22 protein-coding genes are annotated in these 18,685 nt (G+C 71.8%); 19 read left to right on the top strand and 3 right to left on the bottom strand.

The window, feature by feature from the left end; translation table 11 throughout:
- Positions 1-3 precede the first annotated feature (3 nt).
- The 5 genes from ACFYNL_RS29015 (at position 4) to ACFYNL_RS28995 (ending at position 4,719) form a co-directional block, all read left to right on the top strand.
- Complete coding sequence (locus tag ACFYNL_RS29015; RefSeq protein ID WP_388809076.1) at positions 4-927, top strand: LD-carboxypeptidase; 924 nt, start codon at positions 4-6, stop codon at positions 925-927.
- Positions 928-1,058: 131 nt separating this feature from the next.
- Complete coding sequence (locus tag ACFYNL_RS29010) at positions 1,059-2,837, top strand: CocE/NonD family hydrolase (RefSeq protein WP_388808174.1); 1,779 nt, start codon at positions 1,059-1,061, stop codon at positions 2,835-2,837.
- A gap of 60 nt (positions 2,838-2,897) precedes the next feature.
- The gene (locus ACFYNL_RS29005) at positions 2,898-3,152 is read left to right on the top strand and encodes a DUF1049 domain-containing protein (protein WP_388808172.1); all 255 of its coding nucleotides are present in this window, start codon (positions 2,898-2,900) and stop codon (positions 3,150-3,152) included.
- 73 nt (positions 3,153-3,225) lie between these two features.
- Entirely contained in the window at positions 3,226-3,780 is a 555-nt protein-coding gene (locus ACFYNL_RS29000; protein WP_388808170.1) for a GNAT family N-acetyltransferase, read from the top strand.
- A gap of 39 nt (positions 3,781-3,819) precedes the next feature.
- Positions 3,820-4,719, top strand: coding sequence for an arginase family protein (locus ACFYNL_RS28995; protein WP_388808169.1), 900 nt, complete (start codon positions 3,820-3,822; stop codon positions 4,717-4,719).
- Here ACFYNL_RS28995 and ACFYNL_RS28990 read toward each other — a convergent pair.
- Entirely contained in the window at positions 4,710-5,057 is a 348-nt protein-coding gene (locus ACFYNL_RS28990) for a VOC family protein (protein WP_388808168.1), read from the bottom strand. The genes ACFYNL_RS28995 and ACFYNL_RS28990 overlap by 10 nt on opposite strands.
- Positions 5,058-5,154: 97 nt before the next feature.
- Between ACFYNL_RS28990 and ACFYNL_RS28985 the strand changes: the two genes are divergently transcribed.
- A complete protein-coding gene (locus ACFYNL_RS28985; RefSeq protein WP_388808167.1) occupies positions 5,155-5,655 on the top strand; it encodes a phage holin family protein in 501 nt (166 codons plus the stop codon).
- A 5-nt stretch (positions 5,656-5,660) separates the two neighbouring features.
- Entirely contained in the window at positions 5,661-6,716 is a 1,056-nt protein-coding gene (locus ACFYNL_RS28980) for an SDR family oxidoreductase (protein ID WP_388808166.1), read from the top strand.
- On the opposite strand, the gene ACFYNL_RS28975 is transcribed toward ACFYNL_RS28980, so the two are convergent.
- Entirely contained in the window at positions 6,713-7,804 is a 1,092-nt protein-coding gene (locus ACFYNL_RS28975) for an enolase C-terminal domain-like protein (RefSeq protein ID WP_388808165.1), read from the bottom strand. The two genes, ACFYNL_RS28980 and ACFYNL_RS28975, sit on opposite strands and share 4 nt — an antisense overlap.
- 19 nt (positions 7,805-7,823) lie before the next feature.
- Positions 7,824-8,780: an LLM class F420-dependent oxidoreductase gene (locus ACFYNL_RS28970; RefSeq protein ID WP_388808164.1), complete on the bottom strand. Its 957-nt coding sequence runs from the start codon at positions 8,778-8,780 to the stop codon at positions 7,824-7,826.
- Positions 8,781-9,026: 246 nt separating this feature from the next.
- On the opposite strand from ACFYNL_RS28970, the gene ACFYNL_RS28965 reads away from it, so the two are divergent.
- The 12 genes from ACFYNL_RS28965 to ACFYNL_RS28910 all read left to right on the top strand — a co-directional run bounded on the left by ACFYNL_RS28965 (position 9,027) and on the right by ACFYNL_RS28910 (position 18,684).
- Positions 9,027-10,835 carry an FAD-dependent oxidoreductase gene (locus ACFYNL_RS28965; RefSeq protein WP_388809074.1) on the top strand — a complete coding sequence of 603 codons (1,809 nt, stop codon included), beginning with the start codon at positions 9,027-9,029 and terminating at the stop codon, positions 10,833-10,835.
- Positions 10,832-12,679 (top strand): transketolase, encoded by a 1,848-nt coding sequence (locus ACFYNL_RS28960; protein ID WP_388808163.1) that lies wholly within the window; start codon positions 10,832-10,834, stop codon positions 12,677-12,679. Before ACFYNL_RS28965 ends, ACFYNL_RS28960 begins: the two co-directional genes overlap by 4 nt.
- On the top strand, positions 12,676-13,605 hold the full coding sequence (ligD, locus tag ACFYNL_RS28955; RefSeq protein ID WP_388808161.1) for a non-homologous end-joining DNA ligase: 930 nt from the start codon (positions 12,676-12,678) through the stop codon (positions 13,603-13,605). The genes ACFYNL_RS28960 and ligD overlap by 4 nt, the downstream gene beginning before the upstream one ends.
- A 60-nt stretch (positions 13,606-13,665) precedes the next feature.
- Positions 13,666-13,995, top strand: a complete 330-nt coding sequence (locus ACFYNL_RS28950; RefSeq protein WP_388808160.1) for a gas vesicle protein — start codon at positions 13,666-13,668, stop codon at positions 13,993-13,995.
- Between the two features lie 79 nt (positions 13,996-14,074).
- The gene (locus ACFYNL_RS28945) at positions 14,075-14,500 is read left to right on the top strand and encodes a gas vesicle structural protein GvpA (protein ID WP_388808158.1); all 426 of its coding nucleotides are present in this window, start codon (positions 14,075-14,077) and stop codon (positions 14,498-14,500) included.
- Positions 14,497-15,267: a GvpL/GvpF family gas vesicle protein gene (locus ACFYNL_RS28940; protein WP_388808157.1), complete on the top strand. Its 771-nt coding sequence runs from the start codon at positions 14,497-14,499 to the stop codon at positions 15,265-15,267. Before ACFYNL_RS28945 ends, ACFYNL_RS28940 begins: the two co-directional genes overlap by 4 nt.
- 4 nt (positions 15,268-15,271) lie before the next feature.
- Positions 15,272-15,535, top strand: coding sequence for a gas vesicle protein GvpG (locus ACFYNL_RS28935; RefSeq protein WP_019760423.1), 264 nt, complete (start codon positions 15,272-15,274; stop codon positions 15,533-15,535).
- The gene (locus ACFYNL_RS28930) at positions 15,532-16,203 is read left to right on the top strand and encodes a DNA primase (RefSeq protein ID WP_388808155.1); all 672 of its coding nucleotides are present in this window, start codon (positions 15,532-15,534) and stop codon (positions 16,201-16,203) included. Before ACFYNL_RS28935 ends, ACFYNL_RS28930 begins: the two co-directional genes overlap by 4 nt.
- A gap of 6 nt (positions 16,204-16,209) precedes the next feature.
- The gene (locus ACFYNL_RS28925) at positions 16,210-17,388 is read left to right on the top strand and encodes an SRPBCC family protein (protein WP_388808154.1); all 1,179 of its coding nucleotides are present in this window, start codon (positions 16,210-16,212) and stop codon (positions 17,386-17,388) included.
- Positions 17,385-17,711, top strand: a complete 327-nt coding sequence (locus ACFYNL_RS28920) for a gas vesicle protein (RefSeq protein ID WP_388808153.1) — start codon at positions 17,385-17,387, stop codon at positions 17,709-17,711. Before ACFYNL_RS28925 ends, ACFYNL_RS28920 begins: the two co-directional genes overlap by 4 nt.
- Positions 17,708-18,505, top strand: coding sequence for a GvpL/GvpF family gas vesicle protein (locus ACFYNL_RS28915; protein WP_388808151.1), 798 nt, complete (start codon positions 17,708-17,710; stop codon positions 18,503-18,505). The genes ACFYNL_RS28920 and ACFYNL_RS28915 overlap by 4 nt, the downstream gene beginning before the upstream one ends.
- Positions 18,502-18,684, top strand: a complete 183-nt coding sequence (locus tag ACFYNL_RS28910; RefSeq protein WP_388808150.1) for a gas vesicle protein — start codon at positions 18,502-18,504, stop codon at positions 18,682-18,684. The genes ACFYNL_RS28915 and ACFYNL_RS28910 overlap by 4 nt, the downstream gene beginning before the upstream one ends.
- The last annotated feature ends 1 nt before the right edge of the window (position 18,685 follow it).

Here is an 18,685-nt window from a genome sequence, read left to right as displayed (position 1 = left end):
ACCCTGCGCCCCCTCGTCCGGCCACGCCGACTCGCCCCCGGCGCCCGCGTGGCGGTCGTGGCCCCCAGCGGGCCCGTGCCCGAGGAGCGGCTGCAGGCCGGGCTCGACGTGCTGCGCGGCTGGGACCTCGACCCGGTGGTGGCCCCCCATGTGCTGGACCGGCACAACGACTTCGCCTACCTGGCGGGCACGGACGCCGACCGGGCCGCCGATCTGCAGGGCGCCTGGTGCGATCCGTCGGTCGACGCCGTGCTGTGCGCCCGGGGCGGATACGGCGTGCAGCGGATGACCGACCTGCTGGACTGGGACGCGATGCGCGCCGCCGGACCCAAGGTGTTCGTCGGCTTCAGCGACATCACCGTGCTGCACGAGGCGTTCGCCACCCGGCTGGGTCTGGCCACCCTCCACGGGCCCATGGCGGCGGGCATCGACTTCCTGAAGAACGCGCGGGCACAGGAGCATCTGAAGGCCACGCTGTTCGAACCGGAGTCGGTGCGCACGATCACCTCCACCGGCTCGCCACTGGTTCCGGGCCGGGCGCGGGGGGTCACGTTCGGCGGTTGCCTGTGCCTGCTCGCCGCGGAGGCGGGCACCCCGCACGCCCGGACCTCCGCGCGCGGCGGATTGCTGTGCCTGGAGGACGTGGGGGAGGAGACGTACCGGCTGGACCGTTACCTGACCCAATTGCTGCGGGCCGGCCTGTTCGACGGGGTGCGCGGGGTGCTGCTGGGCTCCTGGCACGCGTGCGAGCCGTACGAGCGGGTGCGCGCACTGCTCCTGGACCGGCTCGGCGGCCTCGGTGTGCCCGTCGCCGAGGAGTTCGGGTTCGGGCACGGCGAGGGTGCGCTGACGATCCCGTTCGGGGTGAGCGCCGAACTCGACGCCGACGCGGGCACGTTGACGCTCGACGAACCGGCGCTGCGTTGAGGCCCCGTCACTGAATGCCCGTCAAGAAATACCCGTCCCGCCGATTGACCCGCTCTGACACGTGTCACACCATGACAACGGCTGGTACTTACCGGTCGGTATGCAGGGCTGCCCTCAGTGTGGAGGTCTTCGTGTCCCGTCGTGTGCCCAGATCCCGAGCCCTTCTCGCTCTCGTCCTCGGCGCCACGCTCACCGCACCCCTCGCGCTCACCGGCCCGGCCGCCGCCGCGGACGGCCGGTTCACCGTCACCCCCCTGAGGTTCACCGTCCAGGCGGGAGGCCGCGCCTGCACCGTCGACGCCGACCTGTACCGTCCGACGGGAGCCGACCGCGGCCACCGCGCGCCCGCCGTGCTCGCCACCAACGGCTTCGGCGGCAGCAAGTCCGACGGCTCCACCGACGCCATCGGCAGGGCCTTCGCCCAGCGCGGATACGTCTCCCTCGTCTACTCCGGGCTCGGCTTCGGCAGATCCGGCTGCCTGATCTCCCTCGACGACCCGAGGATCGACGGTGCCGCGGCCTCGCAGCTCGTCGACTTCCTCGGCGGCCGACGCGCCGCCGACGACGGCACCAGAGCCGACTTCGTCACCCTCGACGCACCCGGCGACCCACGCGTCGGCATGATCGGCGGCTCCTACGGCGGGGCCGTCCAGCTGGCCACGGCCGCCGTGGACCGGCGCGTCGACGCGCTGGTACCGATGATCACGTGGCACGACCTGGCCCACTCCCTCGACCCGAACAACGCCGTCGGCAGCGGCGGCGTGCCGGGTGCCTTCAAGTGGCAGTGGACCAACGCCTTCTACCTCATCGGCGAGGGCCAGCCCCTGCTGGAGCCGAACCTCGACCCTTCCCGTATCAACGCCCTGGCCTGCCTGCACTTCGTCACCAAGGCCTGCGAGACGATCCGCACACTCAACTCCGGTCGCTACCCGGCGAAGCAGACCGCCGAGCTGCTCTCCTACGCGCGCAGCGTCTCGCCGGTGTCGTACCTGAGCCGCGTCAAGGCCCCCACCCTCCTCGTCCAGGGCCAGGCCGACAGCCTCTTCAACCTCAACGAGGCGACGGCGACGTACCGGATGCTCAAGGCCCAGGGCACACCGACGAAGATGATCTGGCAGTCCTGGGGCCACAGCGGCGGCCTCACCGCTCCCGCCACCGGTGAACTCAACCTTTCCCAGGGCAACTTGGAGACCAGCTACGTCGGCCGGCGCATCCTCGCCTGGTTCGACCGCCACCTGCGCGGGAACAGCGTCGACACCGGGCCCGCCTTCGCCTACCGCCGGGACTGGATCACCGACCCGGACAGCACCTACGCCACCGCCGACCGCGTCCCCACGCCCAACCGGACACTCCACCTCTCCGGCGACGGCAAGCTCGTCGACCACCGCGCCGAGGTGGTCCGCGGCAGCCGTACGTACACCAACCGGCCCTTCTCCACGAGTCATTCGGAGAACTCGCTGTACGGCATGCTCGGGCTCCCCGACCCGGCGCCGTACGACACCCCGGGCACCCACCTCGCCTGGACCAGTGAGCCGCTCACCCGCACGACGGACGTCGTGGGCGCTCCCCGGGCCACCCTGAAGGTCGTCTCCCCGGTGGCCGAGCGTACCCAGCACTCCCGGGACGCCGCCGACAAGCTCGTCCTGTTCGCCAAGCTGTACGACGTCGCGCCCGACGGAAAGCAGACGCTGGTGCACCGGCTGGTCGCGCCCGTACGGGTGCCCGACGTCAGGAAGCGCTTCACCGTGACGCTGCCGGGGATCGTGCACCGGTATCAGCAGGGCCACCGGCTGCGGTTCGTGATCGCGGCGAGTGACGACGCGTACTTCGGCAACCGCGGGATCAAGCCGGTGACGGTGGTCAGCGCGCCCGGGGACACGGGGGTGCTGCGGCTGCCGGTGATCGGCTGAGCCACCCCACGCGGCCGTGCTCACCATGCGTGAGCGCGGCCTGGGGAGCATCCTGGTGCTATGACCGCCAAGACCTCGCGGAGAGACAGGAAGGCGGGCGGGACGCGAACCGGGTGGCGCGAGGCGCTGACCCCCAAGGGGATCACCGTGCTGGTGCTCCTCGCCCTCGCCCTGGTCTTCATCTTCGAGAACACCCGCACGACGGAGATCCGGCTGCTGGTGCCACTGGTGACGATGCCGCTGTGGCTGGCACTGCTCGGCGTCGGCGTCGTCGGCGTGCTGCTCGGGGTGCTTTTCATGAGCCGGCGCCGCTAGGTGGTGCGTGGCGGGGCGTCGTGGGCGATCCGATCCGAACGACATGCCCCGCGCGCCGTCGTAGGCTGGCGCAATGCCCCATCCCGCGACCCGCTGTCTCGCCGAAGGCCCCCGCGTGGGCATACGTCACTTCACCTACGAGGACGCCGCCGAGTTCACCGCCCGCGCCCGGGAGAGCAAGGAACTGCACCACCCCTGGCTCTGGCCGCCGGACGACGCCGCGGCGTACGCCGCCTACGCGGGGCGGCTGATCGAGGACCCGAGCAAGGCGGGGTTCCTGGTCTGCGCGAAGGACGACGGCGGGGGCATCGCCGGGTTCATCAACATCAACAACATCGTCGAGGGCGCCTTCCTCAGCGGCGCCCTCGGCTACGGCGCCTTCGCCCACGCCGCCGGGCGCGGACTGATGCGGGAGGGGCTCGACCTCGTGATCGGGCATGCCTTCGGGCCGATGCGACTGCACCGGCTGGAGATCAACGTGCAGCCCGCGAACACCGCCTCGATCGCCCTCGCCCGCGCCTGTGGATTCCGGCTGGAGGGCTTCTCACCGAACATGCTCTTCATCGACGGGGCCTGGCGCGACCACGAACGGTGGGCGCTCACCGTCGAGATGCGGGCTTGCGGTTGATCTTCATCTGATCTGCATCGTTCGGCGAGAATGGGTCGCATGCCGAATCTCGTGGTGCTCGACGCCCCCTCCAACCTGGGTCTGCGCCCGCCCGCTCCCGGCACCGTGCCCGGTTGCCACAAGCTGGCCGGCGCCTTGCGCGAGCAGCGCATCGTCCAGCGACTCAGGGCGTCGGAGGGCGGGGTGGTGGTGCCGCCGCGCTACGACCGCGGGGACTGGCAGGAGGGCGACGGAGTCTTCAACGCTGCGGCCATCGCCGCGTACACCCGCAGGCTCGCCGACCGCATCGAGCATCATGTACGCGCCGGGGACTTCCCCGTCGTGCTGGGCGGCGACTGCTCCATCAACCTGGGCGCGGCCCTGGCGCTGCGCCGCATCGGCCGGTACGGCTTGGCGGTGCTGGACGCCTCGCCCGACTTCCGGCACCCGGGCAACTCCGACCGGGTCGGCGCGGCCGGCGGCGAGGAGGTCGCCCTGGCCACCGGGCGGGGGCAGGAGGACCTGACGAACCTGGAAGGGCTGGGGCCCTACCTGCGGGACGAGGACGTGCGGTACTTCGGCATCCGTGACTGCTTCGAGGCGGAGCGTGCCGAACTCGCCGAGCTGAGGATCCCCGTCGTGACCGTCGGTGACGTACGGGAATGGGGGGCGGGGACGCTCGCCTCGGTGACCCGGCAGGCGTTCGAGATCCCGCAACTGGACGGCTACTGGGTGCACTTGGACGCGGATGTCCTCGACCCGTCCGTGATGCCCGCCGTCGACAGTCCCGACCCCGACGGCCTCACCCCCGGGGAACTCGTCGCGCTCCTGGAGCCGTTGCTGGCCTCACCGCACTGCGTCGGCCTCAACGTCACCATCTACGACCCCGATCTGGACCCCGAGGGCACGGCGGGGGCACTGCTCACCGACCTCGTGGTGGCGGCCCTCGGTCAGGCCTGACGGTCCACGTACTCGTACACGACCCCGTCCGGATGCATGGCGATCAGATTGCGGCCCACCGGCGTCGGAACCGGACCGGCGATGATCCGGGCACCCAGTTCGCTGAGCACCCGGTGGGTCTCCTCGACGTCCTTGACGGCGATCGTCGCCGCGACCTTGCGCAGCACCTCCAGCTCCGCCTCGGGACCGCTCATCAGCAGGAAGCAGCCGATCGCGGCCACCTGCACGCCCCCGCGTTCGAAGCGGAGGGCCGTGCCGCCCGCGAGGCGTTCGTAGAAGGGGACCGCGGCCTCCAGATCGTCGACGCACACGCGCAGCGTGGCTCCCAGAATCTCCATGCCCAGAGCCTAGTTGGGGACAGCCGCGGTCGGAGATCGTTTCACGCGATCCCCTCACTCCCTGTTATGCGTACGCCTGTACGGGTACTCGGTGGCCATGGACCGCTTGGATCACCTTGAGCATCTCGACAAGCAACTGGTCGACGAGCTGGCGCAGGTGGCGCGCGAGACGGTACGTGACGAACTGCGCGAGCAGACGCGCAGGCAGCGCCGCCGGGCCATGCTGTACGCCGCGTCCGGCGCCGTCGCCCTGTACGCGGGCGCGGCCCTCGCGCTCGCCCTGGGGCTGGGCCTCGCGGCCGGGCTCCCGGACTGGGTCGCCGCGCTGATCACCGCGGCGATCCTCGGTGCGGTGGCCTACGTGCTGCGGGGTGCGGCACGTCCCTCCGCCTCCGGTTCGACGCCGGGGCACGGGGCCGAGACGGCCGCCACGCCGCCCCACCGTGTCGTCGGCGGCACCGCCCCGGCCACCCCGCCCAGCGGGCTCGGCCTGCCGTACCCGCCGATGCCGGCGGGCCCGCCCGGGACCGGAGCGCCCGGCGCGCAGACTTCCGGCCCTGACGACATCGACCCCGAACAGCCGCATCACCGGGCGTGACACGCGTGCGCAAGCCGTGGAAGGCGGACCTGCCCCGGCGGGGCAGGTCCGTGGTGGTGACCGGGGCCAGCGGCGGCGTGGGCCGGGCCGCGGCCCTGGCCTTCGCCGCACGCGGCGACCGGGTCGCCCTGCTGGCACGCGGGCGCGAGGGACTCGCCGCGGCGGCCGACGACGTGCAACGGGCCGGGGGCGAGGCCCTGGCCGTCACCGTGGACATGGCCGACGCCAAGGCCGTCGAGCACGCGGCCCAGCAGGTCGTCGACGCGTTCGGGCACATCGACATCTGGGTCAACAACGCCTTCGCCGGGATCTACGCGCCCTTCACCGAGGTCACCCCGGACGAGTTCCGGCGGGTGACCGACGTGACGTACCTGGGCTGTGTGTTCGGCACGCGAGCCGCCCTGCGCCATATGCTGCCGCGCGGCCGGGGCGCCATCGTGCAGGTCGGGTCCGCGCTGGCCTACCGGGGGATTCCGCTGCAGTCGGCGTACTGCGGGGCCAAGCACGCCATCCAGGGGTTCAACGAGTCGTTGCGGTGCGAGCTGCTGCGCGGGGGGAGCCGGGTGCGTACGACGATGGTGCAGCTGCCGGCCGTCAACACCCCCCAGTTCGACTGGGTGCTGAACCGGCTGCCGGGACGGGTCCGTCCGGTGGCGCCCGTGTACCAGCCGGAGGTGGCGGCACGGGCGATCGTGCATGCCGCGGAGCACCCACGGCGCAGGGAGTACTGGGTGGGCGGCGCCACGGCGGCCACGCTGATCACCAACGCGATCGCTCCCGGCTTCCTGGACCGTTACCTGGCCCGGACCGGCTTCGACGCCCAGCAGGACCAGGGCGCGCCGGAAGGCCCGGGCAACCTGTGGACCCCGGCGGACGGACCGCACGGACGGGACTTCGGGGCGCGTGGACGCTTCGACGAGGAGTCCCACCGGCGGAGCCCTCAGGTGTGGTTCTCCCGCAACCGCGGCCGCATGGGGCGGGCGCTCACGGTCGGCGCCGGGCTCCTGGCCGCGCGACGCCTCACCCGCCCGGCGCGTCGGCATCCGAAGGGCCGACCCTAGGCCACGCGGTACTGCTCGACCTCCTCGGTGCGCAGCGTCAGACCGTGGCCGATGCCCTGGGTGGGAGTGATCGTGCCGCCCGTGGGGTCCAGGGCGCCGTCGAAGAACATGTCCTCGATACGGACGTGGTCGTGGAACCACTCGATGTGACGGAGGTTGGGCAGCGCGGCGGCAGCGGCGGCGTGGGCGTGCGGGGCACAGTGCGCCGAGACCTGCAGGCCGTGGGCCTGGGCCAGGGCGGCGGCGCGCAGGAACTCCGTCAGGCCGCCGCAGCGCGTGGCGTCGATCTGGAGGCAGTCGACCGCCCCCGCGGTGATCATGCGGGCGAAGTACGGGAGGTCGTACCCGTACTCGCCTGCCGTGACGTCGCACGGCAGGGCGTCCCGGACCAGCCGCAGACCCGTCAGGTCGTCCGAGGACACCGGCTCCTCGAACCAGCCGACGCCGTGCTCGGCGAGGGCGTGGCCGATGCGGACCGCCTGCTTGCGGGTATAGGCGCCGTTCGCGTCGACGTACAACTCCGCCCTGTTGCCGATGACTTTGCGTGCCTCCCGGACCCGGGCCACGTCGCGCAGGACCGCCCCGCCCCGCTCCTCGCCGATCTTGATCTTCACGCGCGGGATGTGCTGCCCGTGCACCCAGCCGTTGAGCTGCGCGACCAGATGGGTGTCGTGGTACGTCGTGAAGCCGCCGCTGCCGTACACCGGGACGCGTTCCCGGCACGTGCCCAGCAGGCGGGCCAAGGGGATTTCCAGCAGGCGGGACTTGAGGTCCCACAGCGCGATGTCCAGCGCCGAGATCGCGCACGCGGCGACGCCCGGGCGGCCCGCGTCGCGGATCGCGCGGCACATCGCCTCGTGCGCGGCCGGGATGTCCAGGGCGTCGCGGCCCTCGACGAGGGGAGCGAGGTGGTCCCGCAGGAAGTCGCCGATCGCCGCCGGACCGTAGGTCCAGCCCGTGCCGGTGGCGTCGCCCGCCGTGACCTCGGCGATCACCACTGTCGTGGCGTTCCAGGACAGCGTGCCGTCCGCCTCGGGGGCGTCGGTCGGGACCGTGTACACGGAGACGACGGGAAGACGGAGTTTCATCGCCGGGTGCCGCCCCTCGTCACCGCTGCAGCTGCGGCAGCACCTTCGTGCGGTAGAAGTCGAAGAAGCCCCTCTGGTCGGGGCCGATCTGGTTGACGTAGATCCGGTCGAAGCCCGCCTCGGCGAAGGCGTTCAGGGCGCCCACGTGCTCCTCGACATCGTCCCCGCACACCGTGTTCTCACGCACCATCTGCTCGGTGACCAGCGGCTCCAGCTGCTCGAAGTGGCGCGGCGAGGGCAGGATCTGGCCCATCTCGCCCGGCAGCAGCTGGTTGGACCACAGCCGCCGCACCGTGCGCACGGCCTCGTCGTGGTCGGTGCCGTAGCAGACCTTCGTGCCGCCCATGACCGGCTTGCCGTGCCCGCCGCCCTTGCGGAACCGTGTCACCAGCTCCTCGTCCGGCATCATCGTGATGTAGCCGTCCCCGATCCGGGCCGCCAGCGCTGTGGCCTCCGGACCGAAGCCGGAGACGTCGATCTGGACCGGCTCGTCGGGCACCGTGTAGAGGCGGGCGTTCTCCACCCGGTAGTGGCTGCCGTAGTGACTGATCTCCTCGCCGGAGAACAGCCGGCGCATGATCAGGATCGCCTCCTCCAGCATCTCCAGGCGGACGCTCGCCGGCGGCCACACATGGCCGAGGATGTGCTCGTTGAGGGCTTCTCCGGAGCCGACACCGAGCCGGAAGCGGCCGTTGGTCATCACCGCGCAGGTCGCCGCCGCCTGCGCCACCACCGCCGGATGGATCCGCACGGTCGGGCACGTCACCGCCGTCTCGACGGGCAGCGACACCGCCTCCGAGAGCGCGCCGATCACCGACCAGACGAAGGGGCTCTCGCCCTGCGCGTCGTTCCACGGGTGGTAGTGGTCCGAGATCCACAGCGACTGGAACCCGGCCTGCTCGGCCATCCGTGCCTGTTCGACGAGATCGGCGGGGCGGAACTCCTCGGTCGCCAGGAAGTAGCCGTACTCGGGCATGGGGGACACCTCCGGGACTGCCGCGGCGGCGGGGACGGTCGCCGTCCGGGTACCCGGCGCCCCGCCGGGAAACCGGTCCTGCCGGTTCCACCTGCCGGACCGCGGCGCCGCCGCCCGGGCCCACGTTTGGCGGCCCCGACCAGGGGGACGCGGAAGGCTCGCGAGGTACGCGACCGGGCTGAAGACGCCCGCAGGCGAACCAGCCATCAAGAACGTCGGAGGCCAACCGTGAGTCGACCCCGCATCGTGATCGTCGGCGCCGGATTCGCCGGATACCGTGCGGCCCGCACGCTGTCCCGGCTGACCAGGCACCGTGCCGACATCACCCTGCTGAACCCGACCGACTACTTCCTGTACCTGCCCCTCCTGCCCCAGGTCTCCGCGGGCATCCTGGAGCCACGCCGGGTGACCGTCTCCCTGTCCGGCACCCTGCCCCATGTACGGCTCGTGCTGGGCGAGGCCGACGGCATCGACCTCGACGGGCGGACCGTGCACTACACCGGGCCCGAGGGCGACGGGGGCACCCTGTCCTACGACCGGCTGATCCTCGCCGCGGGCAGCGTCAACAAGCTGCTGCCCATCCCCGGCGTCGCCGAGCACGCGCACGGCTTCCGCGGGCTGCCCGAGGCGCTGTACCTGCGCGACCACGTGACCCGGCAGGTGGAGCTGGCGGCGACCGCGGACGACCCCGCGACCTGCTCGGCACGGTGCACCTTCGTCGTCGTGGGCGCCGGGTACACCGGTACGGAGGTCGCCGCGCAGGGCAAGCTGTTCACCGACGCCCAGGTGCGCAAGCACCCCCTGCGGTCCGGCATGCGGCCGCGCTGGATGTTGCTCGACATCGCCGACCGCGTCCTGCCCGAGCTCGACCAGCGGCTCTCCCGCACCGCCGACCAGGTGCTGCGGCAGCGGGGCGTGGACGTGCGGATGGGCACCTCCGTCAAGGAGGCCACGCACGAGGGCGTTCTGCTGACCGACGGCGAGTTCGTCGACACCCGCACGCTGGTGTGGTGCGTCGGCGTACGGCCCGATCCGCTCGCCGAGTCCCTCGAACTTCCCTTGGAACGGGGCCGTCTGCTCGTCGACCCGCATCTTCAGGTGCCGGGCCGGTCGGAGCTGTTCGCCGCCGGGGACGCGGCCGCCGTCCCCGACCTGGCCAAGCCCGGACAGTACACCCCGATGACCGCGCAGCACGCCTGGCGGCAGGGCAAGACCGTGGCCCACAACGTGGCCGCGTCCCTGGGGATCGGCGAGCGGCGCGCCTACCGCCACCGCGACATGGGGTTCGTCGTGGACCTGGGCGGTGTCAAGGCCGCCGCCAATCCGCTCGGCGTCCACCTGTCCGGTGTGGCGGCGGGCGCGGTCACCCGCGGCTACCACCTCGCCGCGATGCCCGGCAACCGCGTCCGGGTCGCGGCCGACTGGTTCCTGGACGCCGTACTGCCGCGCCAGGCAGTGCAGTTGGGCCTCGTACGGTCGTGGGCCGTACCGCTGGACACGGCTTCGCCGGAGTTGGTGCGCAAGCCCGACGGGGTGGGGAAGCGGGCCGCCGGGGCCGCCGGGGCGGCCGAGGCCGACGGGGCGGCCGGGGCCGACGGCGGCAAGGCGGGCGCCACCGAGAAGACGGGCGCGCCCGCGAAGGCCCGGTCCGGAGGGGAGCCCGCGATGAGTCGATCTGAGGGTGAGCCACCGAGGAACCAGCCCGGTGGGGAGCCTGTGAGGAACCAGCCTGGTGGGGAGCCTGTGAGGAACCAGCCTGGTGGGGAGCCTGCGAAGGACCAGCCCGGTGGGGAACCGGCGAAGAACCAGCCTGGTGGGGAGCCCGCGAGGAACCAGCCCGGTGGGGAGCCCGCCGAAGGCACGGAGGACCGCGCGGCGCCGAACGGTGCGCAGCCGTCCGGCCCCCTCCAGGACGCGGATGCCGACAAGCACCCCGAAGCCCCCGGCCCCGTGACGCGCGCCGACCTGCGAGCGGCCCGCGCATCGCACTCCGGTGCCTCCGACGACCCCTCCGAACCAGCCCGCTCCCGCACCACCACGGAAGGAGACACATGAACACCGCCGAACTCGTCGAGCTCGCCCAGCAGTTGCGGGTGGACAGTGTGCGGGCCGCCGCCGCCGCGGGATCGGGGCATCCGACGTCGTCGATGTCCGCCGCCGATCTGGCCGCCGTACTGTTCGCGAACCACCTGCGCTACGACTTCGAGCGGCCCGCCCACCCGGCCAACGACCGCTTCGTGCTGTCCAAGGGCCACGCCTCGCCCTTGCTGTACGCCGCCTACAAGGCGGCCGGCGCCATCGAGGACGGTGAACTGGCGACGTTCCGCAAGATCGGCAGCCGTCTCGAAGGGCACCCCACCCCGCGCCGGCTGCCGTGGGTGGAGACGGCGACCGGATCGCTCGGGCAGGGACTGCCGATCGGTGTCGGGATCGCGCTCGCCGGGAAGCGGCTCGACCGGTCCGGGTACCGGGTGTGGGTCCTGTGCGGGGACAGCGAGCTCGCCGAGGGCTCCGTCTGGGAGGCCGCCGAGCACGCCGCGTACGAGGAACTGGACAACCTCACCGCCATCGTCGACGTGAACCGGCTCGGCCAGCGCGGTCCGACCCGGCACGGCCACGACCTCGACGCCTACGCCCGCCGCTTCCAGGCCTTCGGCTGGCACACCGTCGAGGTGGACGGCCATGACGTGGACGCCGTCGACCGGGCGTACGGCGAGGCCAGGTCCACCACCGGACAGCCCACCGTCATCCTCGCCCGCACCCTCAAGGGCAAGGGCGTAGAGAGCGTCCAGGACCGCGAGGGGCTGCACGGCAAGCCGCTGCCGGACGCGGACGAGGCGATCGCCGAGCTCGGCGGGCCGCGCGACCTCCGCGTCGCCGTCCACGAGCCGCCGGCCGCCCGCATGCTGCACGCCGTGCACACCGGCGGCCTCGAACTGCCCCGCTGGGAGAAGGGCGAGGAGGTGGCCACGCGCAACGCCTACGGCGAGGCGCTCGCCGCGCTGGGCACCGCACGCTCCGACGTGGTCGCCCTCGACGGCGAGGTCAGCGACTCCACGCGCGCCGAGTTCTTCGCCAAGGAACACCCCGACCGGTTCTTCGAGTGCTACATCGCCGAGCAGCAGCTCGTCGCCGCCGCGGTCGGGCTCTCGACGCGCGGCTGGGTGCCGTACGCCTCCACCTTCGCCGCCTTCCTGACCCGTGCCCATGACTTCGTGCGCATGGCGTCGGTCAGCGGCGCCGGCATCAACCTCGTCGGCTCGCACGCCGGTGTCGCCATCGGCCAGGACGGCCCCAGCCAGATGGGCCTGGAGGATGTGGCCATGATGCGGGCCGTGCACGGCTCGACCGTGCTGTACCCGTGCGACGCCAACCAGACCGCCAAGCTCGTCGGTGCCATGGCCGGCCTGGACGGCGTCCGCTACCTGCGCACCTCGCGCGGCAACAGCCCGGTGATCTACGGGCCCGACGAGGAGTTCCCCGTCGGCGGCAGCAAGGTGCTGCGCTCCGGTGACCGCGACCGGCTGACCGTCGTCGCGGCCGGTGTCACCGTGCACGAGGCGCTCGCCGCCGCCGACGCCCTGGACCGCGACGGCATCCAGGTCAGGGTCATCGACCTGTACTCCGTCAAGCCCGTCGACCGGGGCACCCTGCGCCGGGCTGCCGAGGAGACCGGCTGCCTGCTCACCGTGGAGGACCACCACGAGGAGGGCGGCCTCGGCGATGCCGTCCTCGACGCGTTCCTCGACGGGCGCCCGGTGCCGCGCCTGGTGCGGCTCGCCGTGCGCACCATGCCGGGCTCGGCATCCCCGGACGAGCAGCTGCACGCCGCCGGCATCGACGCCGCGGCCATCGCCGCCGCCGGGAAGCTGCTGGTGGAGGAGGCGGTCGTGCGATGACCGCCGACGGCGACACCAGGAGGGTCCGGGCGGGTCGCCGTACGGTCGAGGTCAGGCGCGTCGACAAGGTGCTCTTCCCCGGGGACGGGGGCGCGAAGGAGTACACCAAGGGCGACCTCGTCGACTACTACCGGTCCGTCGCCCCCTTCATGCTGCCGCATCTGCGGGGCCGCCCGCTGATGCTGGAGCGGCACCCCGACGGCGTCGACGGGCCGGCGTTCATGCAGAAGAACACCCCCGAGCACTACCCGGACTGGATCACCCGGGTCGAGGTGGCCAAGGAGGACGGCACCGTCTGCCACACGGTCTGCGACGACACCGCCACCCTCGTCCACCTCGCCGACCAGGCCTGCCTCACCCTGCACCGCTGGCTTTCGCGCGCCGGCAGCCTCGACCGGCCCGACCGGCTGGTCTTCGACCTCGACCCGGCCGACGACGACTTCGGACAGGTGCGGGAGGCGGCCGGGCTGCTCGGTGAACTGCTGGACACGCTGAAGCTGCCGTCGGCGCCGATGACCACCGGTTCACGCGGGCTGCACATCGTCGTGCCGCTCACCGGTCAGCACGACTTCGACGAGGTGCGCGCCTTCGCCCGGGACGTCGCCGACGTCCTCGCCGACGCCCACCCGGACCGGCTCACCACCGCCGCCCGCAAGAAGGACCGCGGCGAGCGCCTCTACCTCGACGTGCAGCGCAACGCGTACGCGCAGACCGCGGTCGCCCCGTACACCGTCCGTGCCCGGCCTGGCGCTCCCGTGGCCACGCCGCTGACCTGGGACGACCTGGACGACCCGAGTCTCGACGCGCGCCGCTGGAGCATCGCCGACGCACTGGAACAGGCCCGCACCGACCCATGGGCGGGGGTGATGGGACGCGGCCGTGCCCTGGGCCCGGCACGGCGCCGGCTGGACGCATTGCGTGGCTGAACCACGAAAACTCGTGGGTTTGGCCAACGCCTGTCGGGCCACTCGCCGTTGGAGGTGCACATGACTGATTCACAGAACACTCGTAAAACATCCAGAAAAGGACAGGATGGGGCGGACGGCAACCCGAGCCCCATGGAGGTCCTGCGCCAGGCGCGCGCCCAGCTGGCCGAGCTCACCGGCATGGCCGCGGAGACGGTGTCCTCGTTCGAGCAGACCGAGGACGGCTGGACGCTGGAGATCGAGGTCCTGGAGCTGGCCCGTGTTCCCGACACGATGAGCCTGATGGCGAGCTACCAGGTGGAACTCGACCAGCAGGGGCAGCTCACCGGCTACCGCCGGGTCCGCCGCTACGAACGCGGACGCTCGGACGCGCGCAGGGGCGGCCGGTAGGGCGCCCACCCACACCCCTTCACACCATCCCCAGACAGATTCACGGACACAGATTCACGGACAAGGAGGAACGGCCGGCATGACCGTAGTACCGGCACAGCAGACCGGAGGCGGAGGCGGCAGCAGCGGCCTCTACGACGTTCTCGAACTCGTCCTCGACAGGGGGCTCGTCATCGACGCCTTCGTCCGGGTCTCCCTCGTCGGCATCGAGATCCTGAAGATCGACGTCCGGGTGGTCGTCGCCAGCGTCGACACCTACCTGCGCTTCGCCGAGGCGTGCAACCGGCTCGACCTTGAGGCCGGGCCGCGCAAGAACCCGGGCCTGCCCGACCTGGTCGGGGAGATCACCGAGTCCGGGGCGCGCGGCAAGTCCAAGGGCGCGCTGTCCGGTGCCGCCCAGACCATCTCCGACGCCTTCAAGCAGGCGCGGGAGGAAGGCGAGAGCGAGTCCAGGCCGCGTGCCCGCAAGTCCACCTCGACGCGCCGGAAGGAGGAGCAGGAGTGAGCACGTACGTGTACGGCATCACCGCGAGCTCGCATCCCGAGCTGCCGAAGGACTTCGGCGGCGTCGGCGACCCGCCGCGCCCCGTCCGCGTACTGAAGGAGGGCGGTCTGGCCGCCCTGGTCAGCGACGCCCCCGAAGGGCTGCGGCCCAAGCGCAAGGAACTGCTCGCGCACTCGAACGTACTCGCCGAGGTGGGAGCGAACGGCTGTGTGCTGCCCATGCGGTTCGGCAGCGTCGCCCCCGACGACGAAGCGGTCACCTCGGTCCTCGCCGAGCGCGCGGACCACTACCAGGAGCGGCTGCGGGCCCTGGACGGCAAGGTCGAGTACAACGTCAAGGCCACGCACGTCGAGGAGGCCGTGCTGCACCGGGTGATGGCCGGCAACCCGGAGGTCCGGGCCCTGACGGAGGCCAACCGGCAGGCGGGCGGCGGCTCCTACGACGACCGGCTGCGGCTCGGCGAGATGGTGGTCGCCGCGGTCAAGGCGCAGGAGGCCGAGGACGCCACCGACGTGCGGCACACCCTGGAGCCGGCCGCGGACGCGGTCAGCGTGGGCCCCGACTCCTCCGGCTGGCTCGCCAATGTGTCCTTCCTGGTGGACCGCGACGGGGTGGAGACCTTCCTCGCCGCCGTGGAGCAGCTCCGCAAGGGCCATCCGCACCTCGATCTGCGGGTGAACGGCCCGCTGCCGCCGTACAGCTTCGTCGAGCCGGGACCCGCCGAGCCCGCGGGCACCACGATCGGCGCGGAGAGCGCGGAGGAGTGAGGCCGTGGGACTGATCGGAGAGGTACTGCTGCTGCCGTTCGCACCGGTGCGCGGCAGCGCATGGGTGATCAGACAGGTGGTTCAGGAGGCGGAACGCCTCTACTACGACCCGGCCGCCGTGCGCGCCGAACTGGCCGCGCTGGAGGAGAAGTTGTCCGCGGGTGAGATCACCGAGGAGGAGTTCGACCGTCAGGAGGACGAACTGCTCGACCGGCTGGAGACCGGGCTCGCGCGCACGGGACGGGCAAGCGATGGGACGGCACGATGAACCGAGTGGGACTGGGCCTCGCGGTAGGGGCCGGATACGTCCTGGGACGTACGAAGAAGATGAAGCTGGCGTTCGCCGTCGGCTCCCTGGTGGCGGGCAAGCGGATGAACCTGAGTCCGCGGGCTCTCGCGGACCTGATGTCCCAGCAACTGCAGAACAACCCGCAGTTCAAGGAGATCGGGGACCAGCTGCGCGAGGATCTGCGCGGTGTGGGCAAGGCCGCCTCGGGCGCCATGGTCGAGCGGCAGCTCGACGCCCTCGCCGACCGGCTGCACGGGCGTACCGCACAGGTGCGTGACCAGCTGGCGGGAGTGGCACCGCAGACGCCGGACCTCGGATCGGACGACGAGGAGCCGGAGGACGCCGAGGAACCGGAGGAGGCCGAGGAGTCGGAGGAAGCCGAGGAGCCGGAGGAGGCCGAGGAGTCGGAGGAAGCCGAGGAGTCGGAGGACGCAGAGGAGCCGGAGGGAGCCGAGGACAAGCCACGTCGGAAGGCTGCGAAGAAGGCACCCGCGAAGAAGGCGGCGGCCAAGAAGCCCCCGGCCAAGAAGTCGGCCGCGAAGAAGACCGCGGCCAAGAAGACGGCGGCGAACAAGCCCGCCGGCAAGAAGACGGCCGCGGCGCGCGGGGCAGCCCGTAGCGCGGGCCGAACTGCCGAAGGGCGGTGACGAACGATGACCGACACACTCGGATCAGCGACTTCAGCGGCGAACGGAGCGGCGAAGGGAGCGGCGAAGGGTCCGCTCGGCGGCGTGGCCCAGAGCGAGGCCGCCGACCGGCTCAAGGAGGAGGTGCGCGAGTACCTCGCCGCCCAGGCCACCCGTGTGCTGACCGGCGCCGGGCAGAAGCTCGGCCAGGCCACGAACAAGCTGAACGACGTGGCCGAGGGCCGCAGCCCCGGCCTCGGCAAGATGGCCCTGGAGGGCGGCCGCAAGCTGGCCGAGGGCAAGGGGCCGGTGCGCAGCGCGCTGGAGGTCGGCGGCTCCGGAATCAAGGACAAGGTGGTCGGCGCGTTCAAGAAGCTCGGCGGCGGCGGCAAGGGCAAGCGCGGGGCGGGCGGCAAGCCCACCGTCATCCTGGAGTCCATCGATGTCGCCGTCCCGCTGCGCACCGCGTACGACCAGTGGACGCAGTACCAGGACTTCAGCACCTTCGCGAAGGGCGTGAAGAGCGCGAGCCGTGCCGACGACACGAAGTCCGACTGGCAGCTGAAGGTGTTCTGGTCCAACCGCAACTGGAAGGCGACCACCACCGAGCAGCTGCCCGACGATCGCATCACCTGGACGTCGGAGGGCGCCAAGGGCACCACGAAGGGCGTGGTCTCCTTCCACCGGCTCGCGGACAAGCTCACCCGCGTCGTGCTCGTCATCGAGTACTACCCCCAGGGCCTGTTCGAGAAGACCGGCAACATATGGCGCGCCCAGGGCCGCCGTGCCCGCCTCGACCTCAAGAACTACGTCCGCTTCATCACCCTCAAGGGAGAGGCGGAGGACGGCTGGCGCGGCGAGATCCGCGACGGCGAGGTCGTGCGCAGCCATGAGGACGCGGTGGCGGAAGAAGAGGAAGAGGAAGCTCGCGAGGGAGAAGAGGAAGAAGCGCCGGAGGGCGAAGCGGCGGAAGGCGAGGACGAGACGGACGACGGGGCCCGCGCCGAGGACGAGGGCGAGGACGACGAGGAGTACTCGGACGAGGACACGGAGGAACCGCAGGACGAGTACGACGAGGGCGAGGACGAGGACGCGTACGAGGATGAGGAGGAGCCCGAGTACGAGGCCGAAGAGGAGCCCGAGTACGAGTCCGAGGAGGAATCCGAGGACGAGGCGGAGCACGCCGGTGGCGGGAGCCGCCGATGACGACGCCCGGTAGGCTGCCGGATCCCTACGGCCACAACGGGGGCGCCAACCTCGCCGACATCCTGGAGCGGGTGCTCGACAAGGGCGTGGTCATCGCCGGCGACATCCGGATCAACCTGCTCGACATCGAACTCCTCACGATCAAGCTGCGCCTCATCGTCGCCTCGGTCGACAAGGCCAAGGAGATGGGCATCGACTGGTGGGAGGACGACCCCGCGTTGTCCTCCCGCGCCCGGCGTGACGAACTCGCCCGGGAGAACGCCGAGTTGCGTGAGCGCCTGGCCCAGCTGGAGCCGGCCCGGGCACAGGAGGAGGCCTCATGACCGGACTGCGCTATGTGTACGCCGTCTGCCATCCCTTTCGCTCCCCGCTCCAGGTCCAGCTGAGCGGGGTGGCCGGGGCACCGCCGAAACAGCTGACGCACCACGGACTGGTCGCCGTCGTCAGTACGGTGCCCGAGTCGGACTTCGCCGAGGAGTCGCTGCGGCGCCACCTGGAGGACCTGGACTGGCTCACCGCGACGGCCCGCGCCCATCAGCAGGTCATCGACGCCCTCACCGTCGTCACGACGCCGCTGCCGCTGCGACTCGCCACCGTCTTCCGCGACGACAGCGGCGTACGCAGCATGATGGAGGCCCGCGAGGCGGACTTCCGGCGCGTCCTCGACCGGCTTGAGGGCCGGGTGGAGTGGGGCGTCAAGGTGTACGCCGACGTGGAGCCCGCGGAGCCCGCCGAGGCCGCGGACAGCGGCGCCACGGAGGAGAAGGCCATGTCGGGGCGTGACTATCTGCGCCGGCGCCGTTCGCAGACCAGGGCCCGCGAGGACGTCTGGCAGCGGGCCGCCGCATTCGCGAGCCGGCTGCACGAAACGCTCTCCGCGTTCGCCGAGGACTCCCGACTGCACGCCCCGCAGAACTCCGCTCTTTCCAGGGCCTCCGGACAGAATGTGCTCAACGCCGCTTATCTGGTGCCGCGCGCGGATTCCGAGGAATTCGTGGAACTGGTGGACCGGGAGAAGGACGACGCCCCCGGAATACGGGTGGAACTCACCGGGCCCTGGGCGGCCTATTCCTTCACGGCGGAGTTCGCGGAGGAACGGACGGAGGAGGGGATGTGACCGTCGTCGAACGCCGTGAGATCGCCCTCGTGGACCTGCTCGACCGGCTGCTGTCCGGCGGAGTGGTCGTCACGGGGGACATCACGTTGCGCATCGCGGACGTCGACCTCGTCCGCATCGACCTCAACGCGCTGATCAGCTCCGTCAACGAACAGGTACCGTCACCGTGGGGGGACTGAC

The organism is Streptomyces sp. NPDC007808 (assembly GCF_042868655.1).
Classification (GTDB): domain Bacteria; phylum Actinomycetota; class Actinomycetes; order Streptomycetales; family Streptomycetaceae; genus Streptomyces.
Note: the sequence above shows the minus strand (reverse complement) of the source record. Positions and strands in the feature narration are given on the sequence as shown.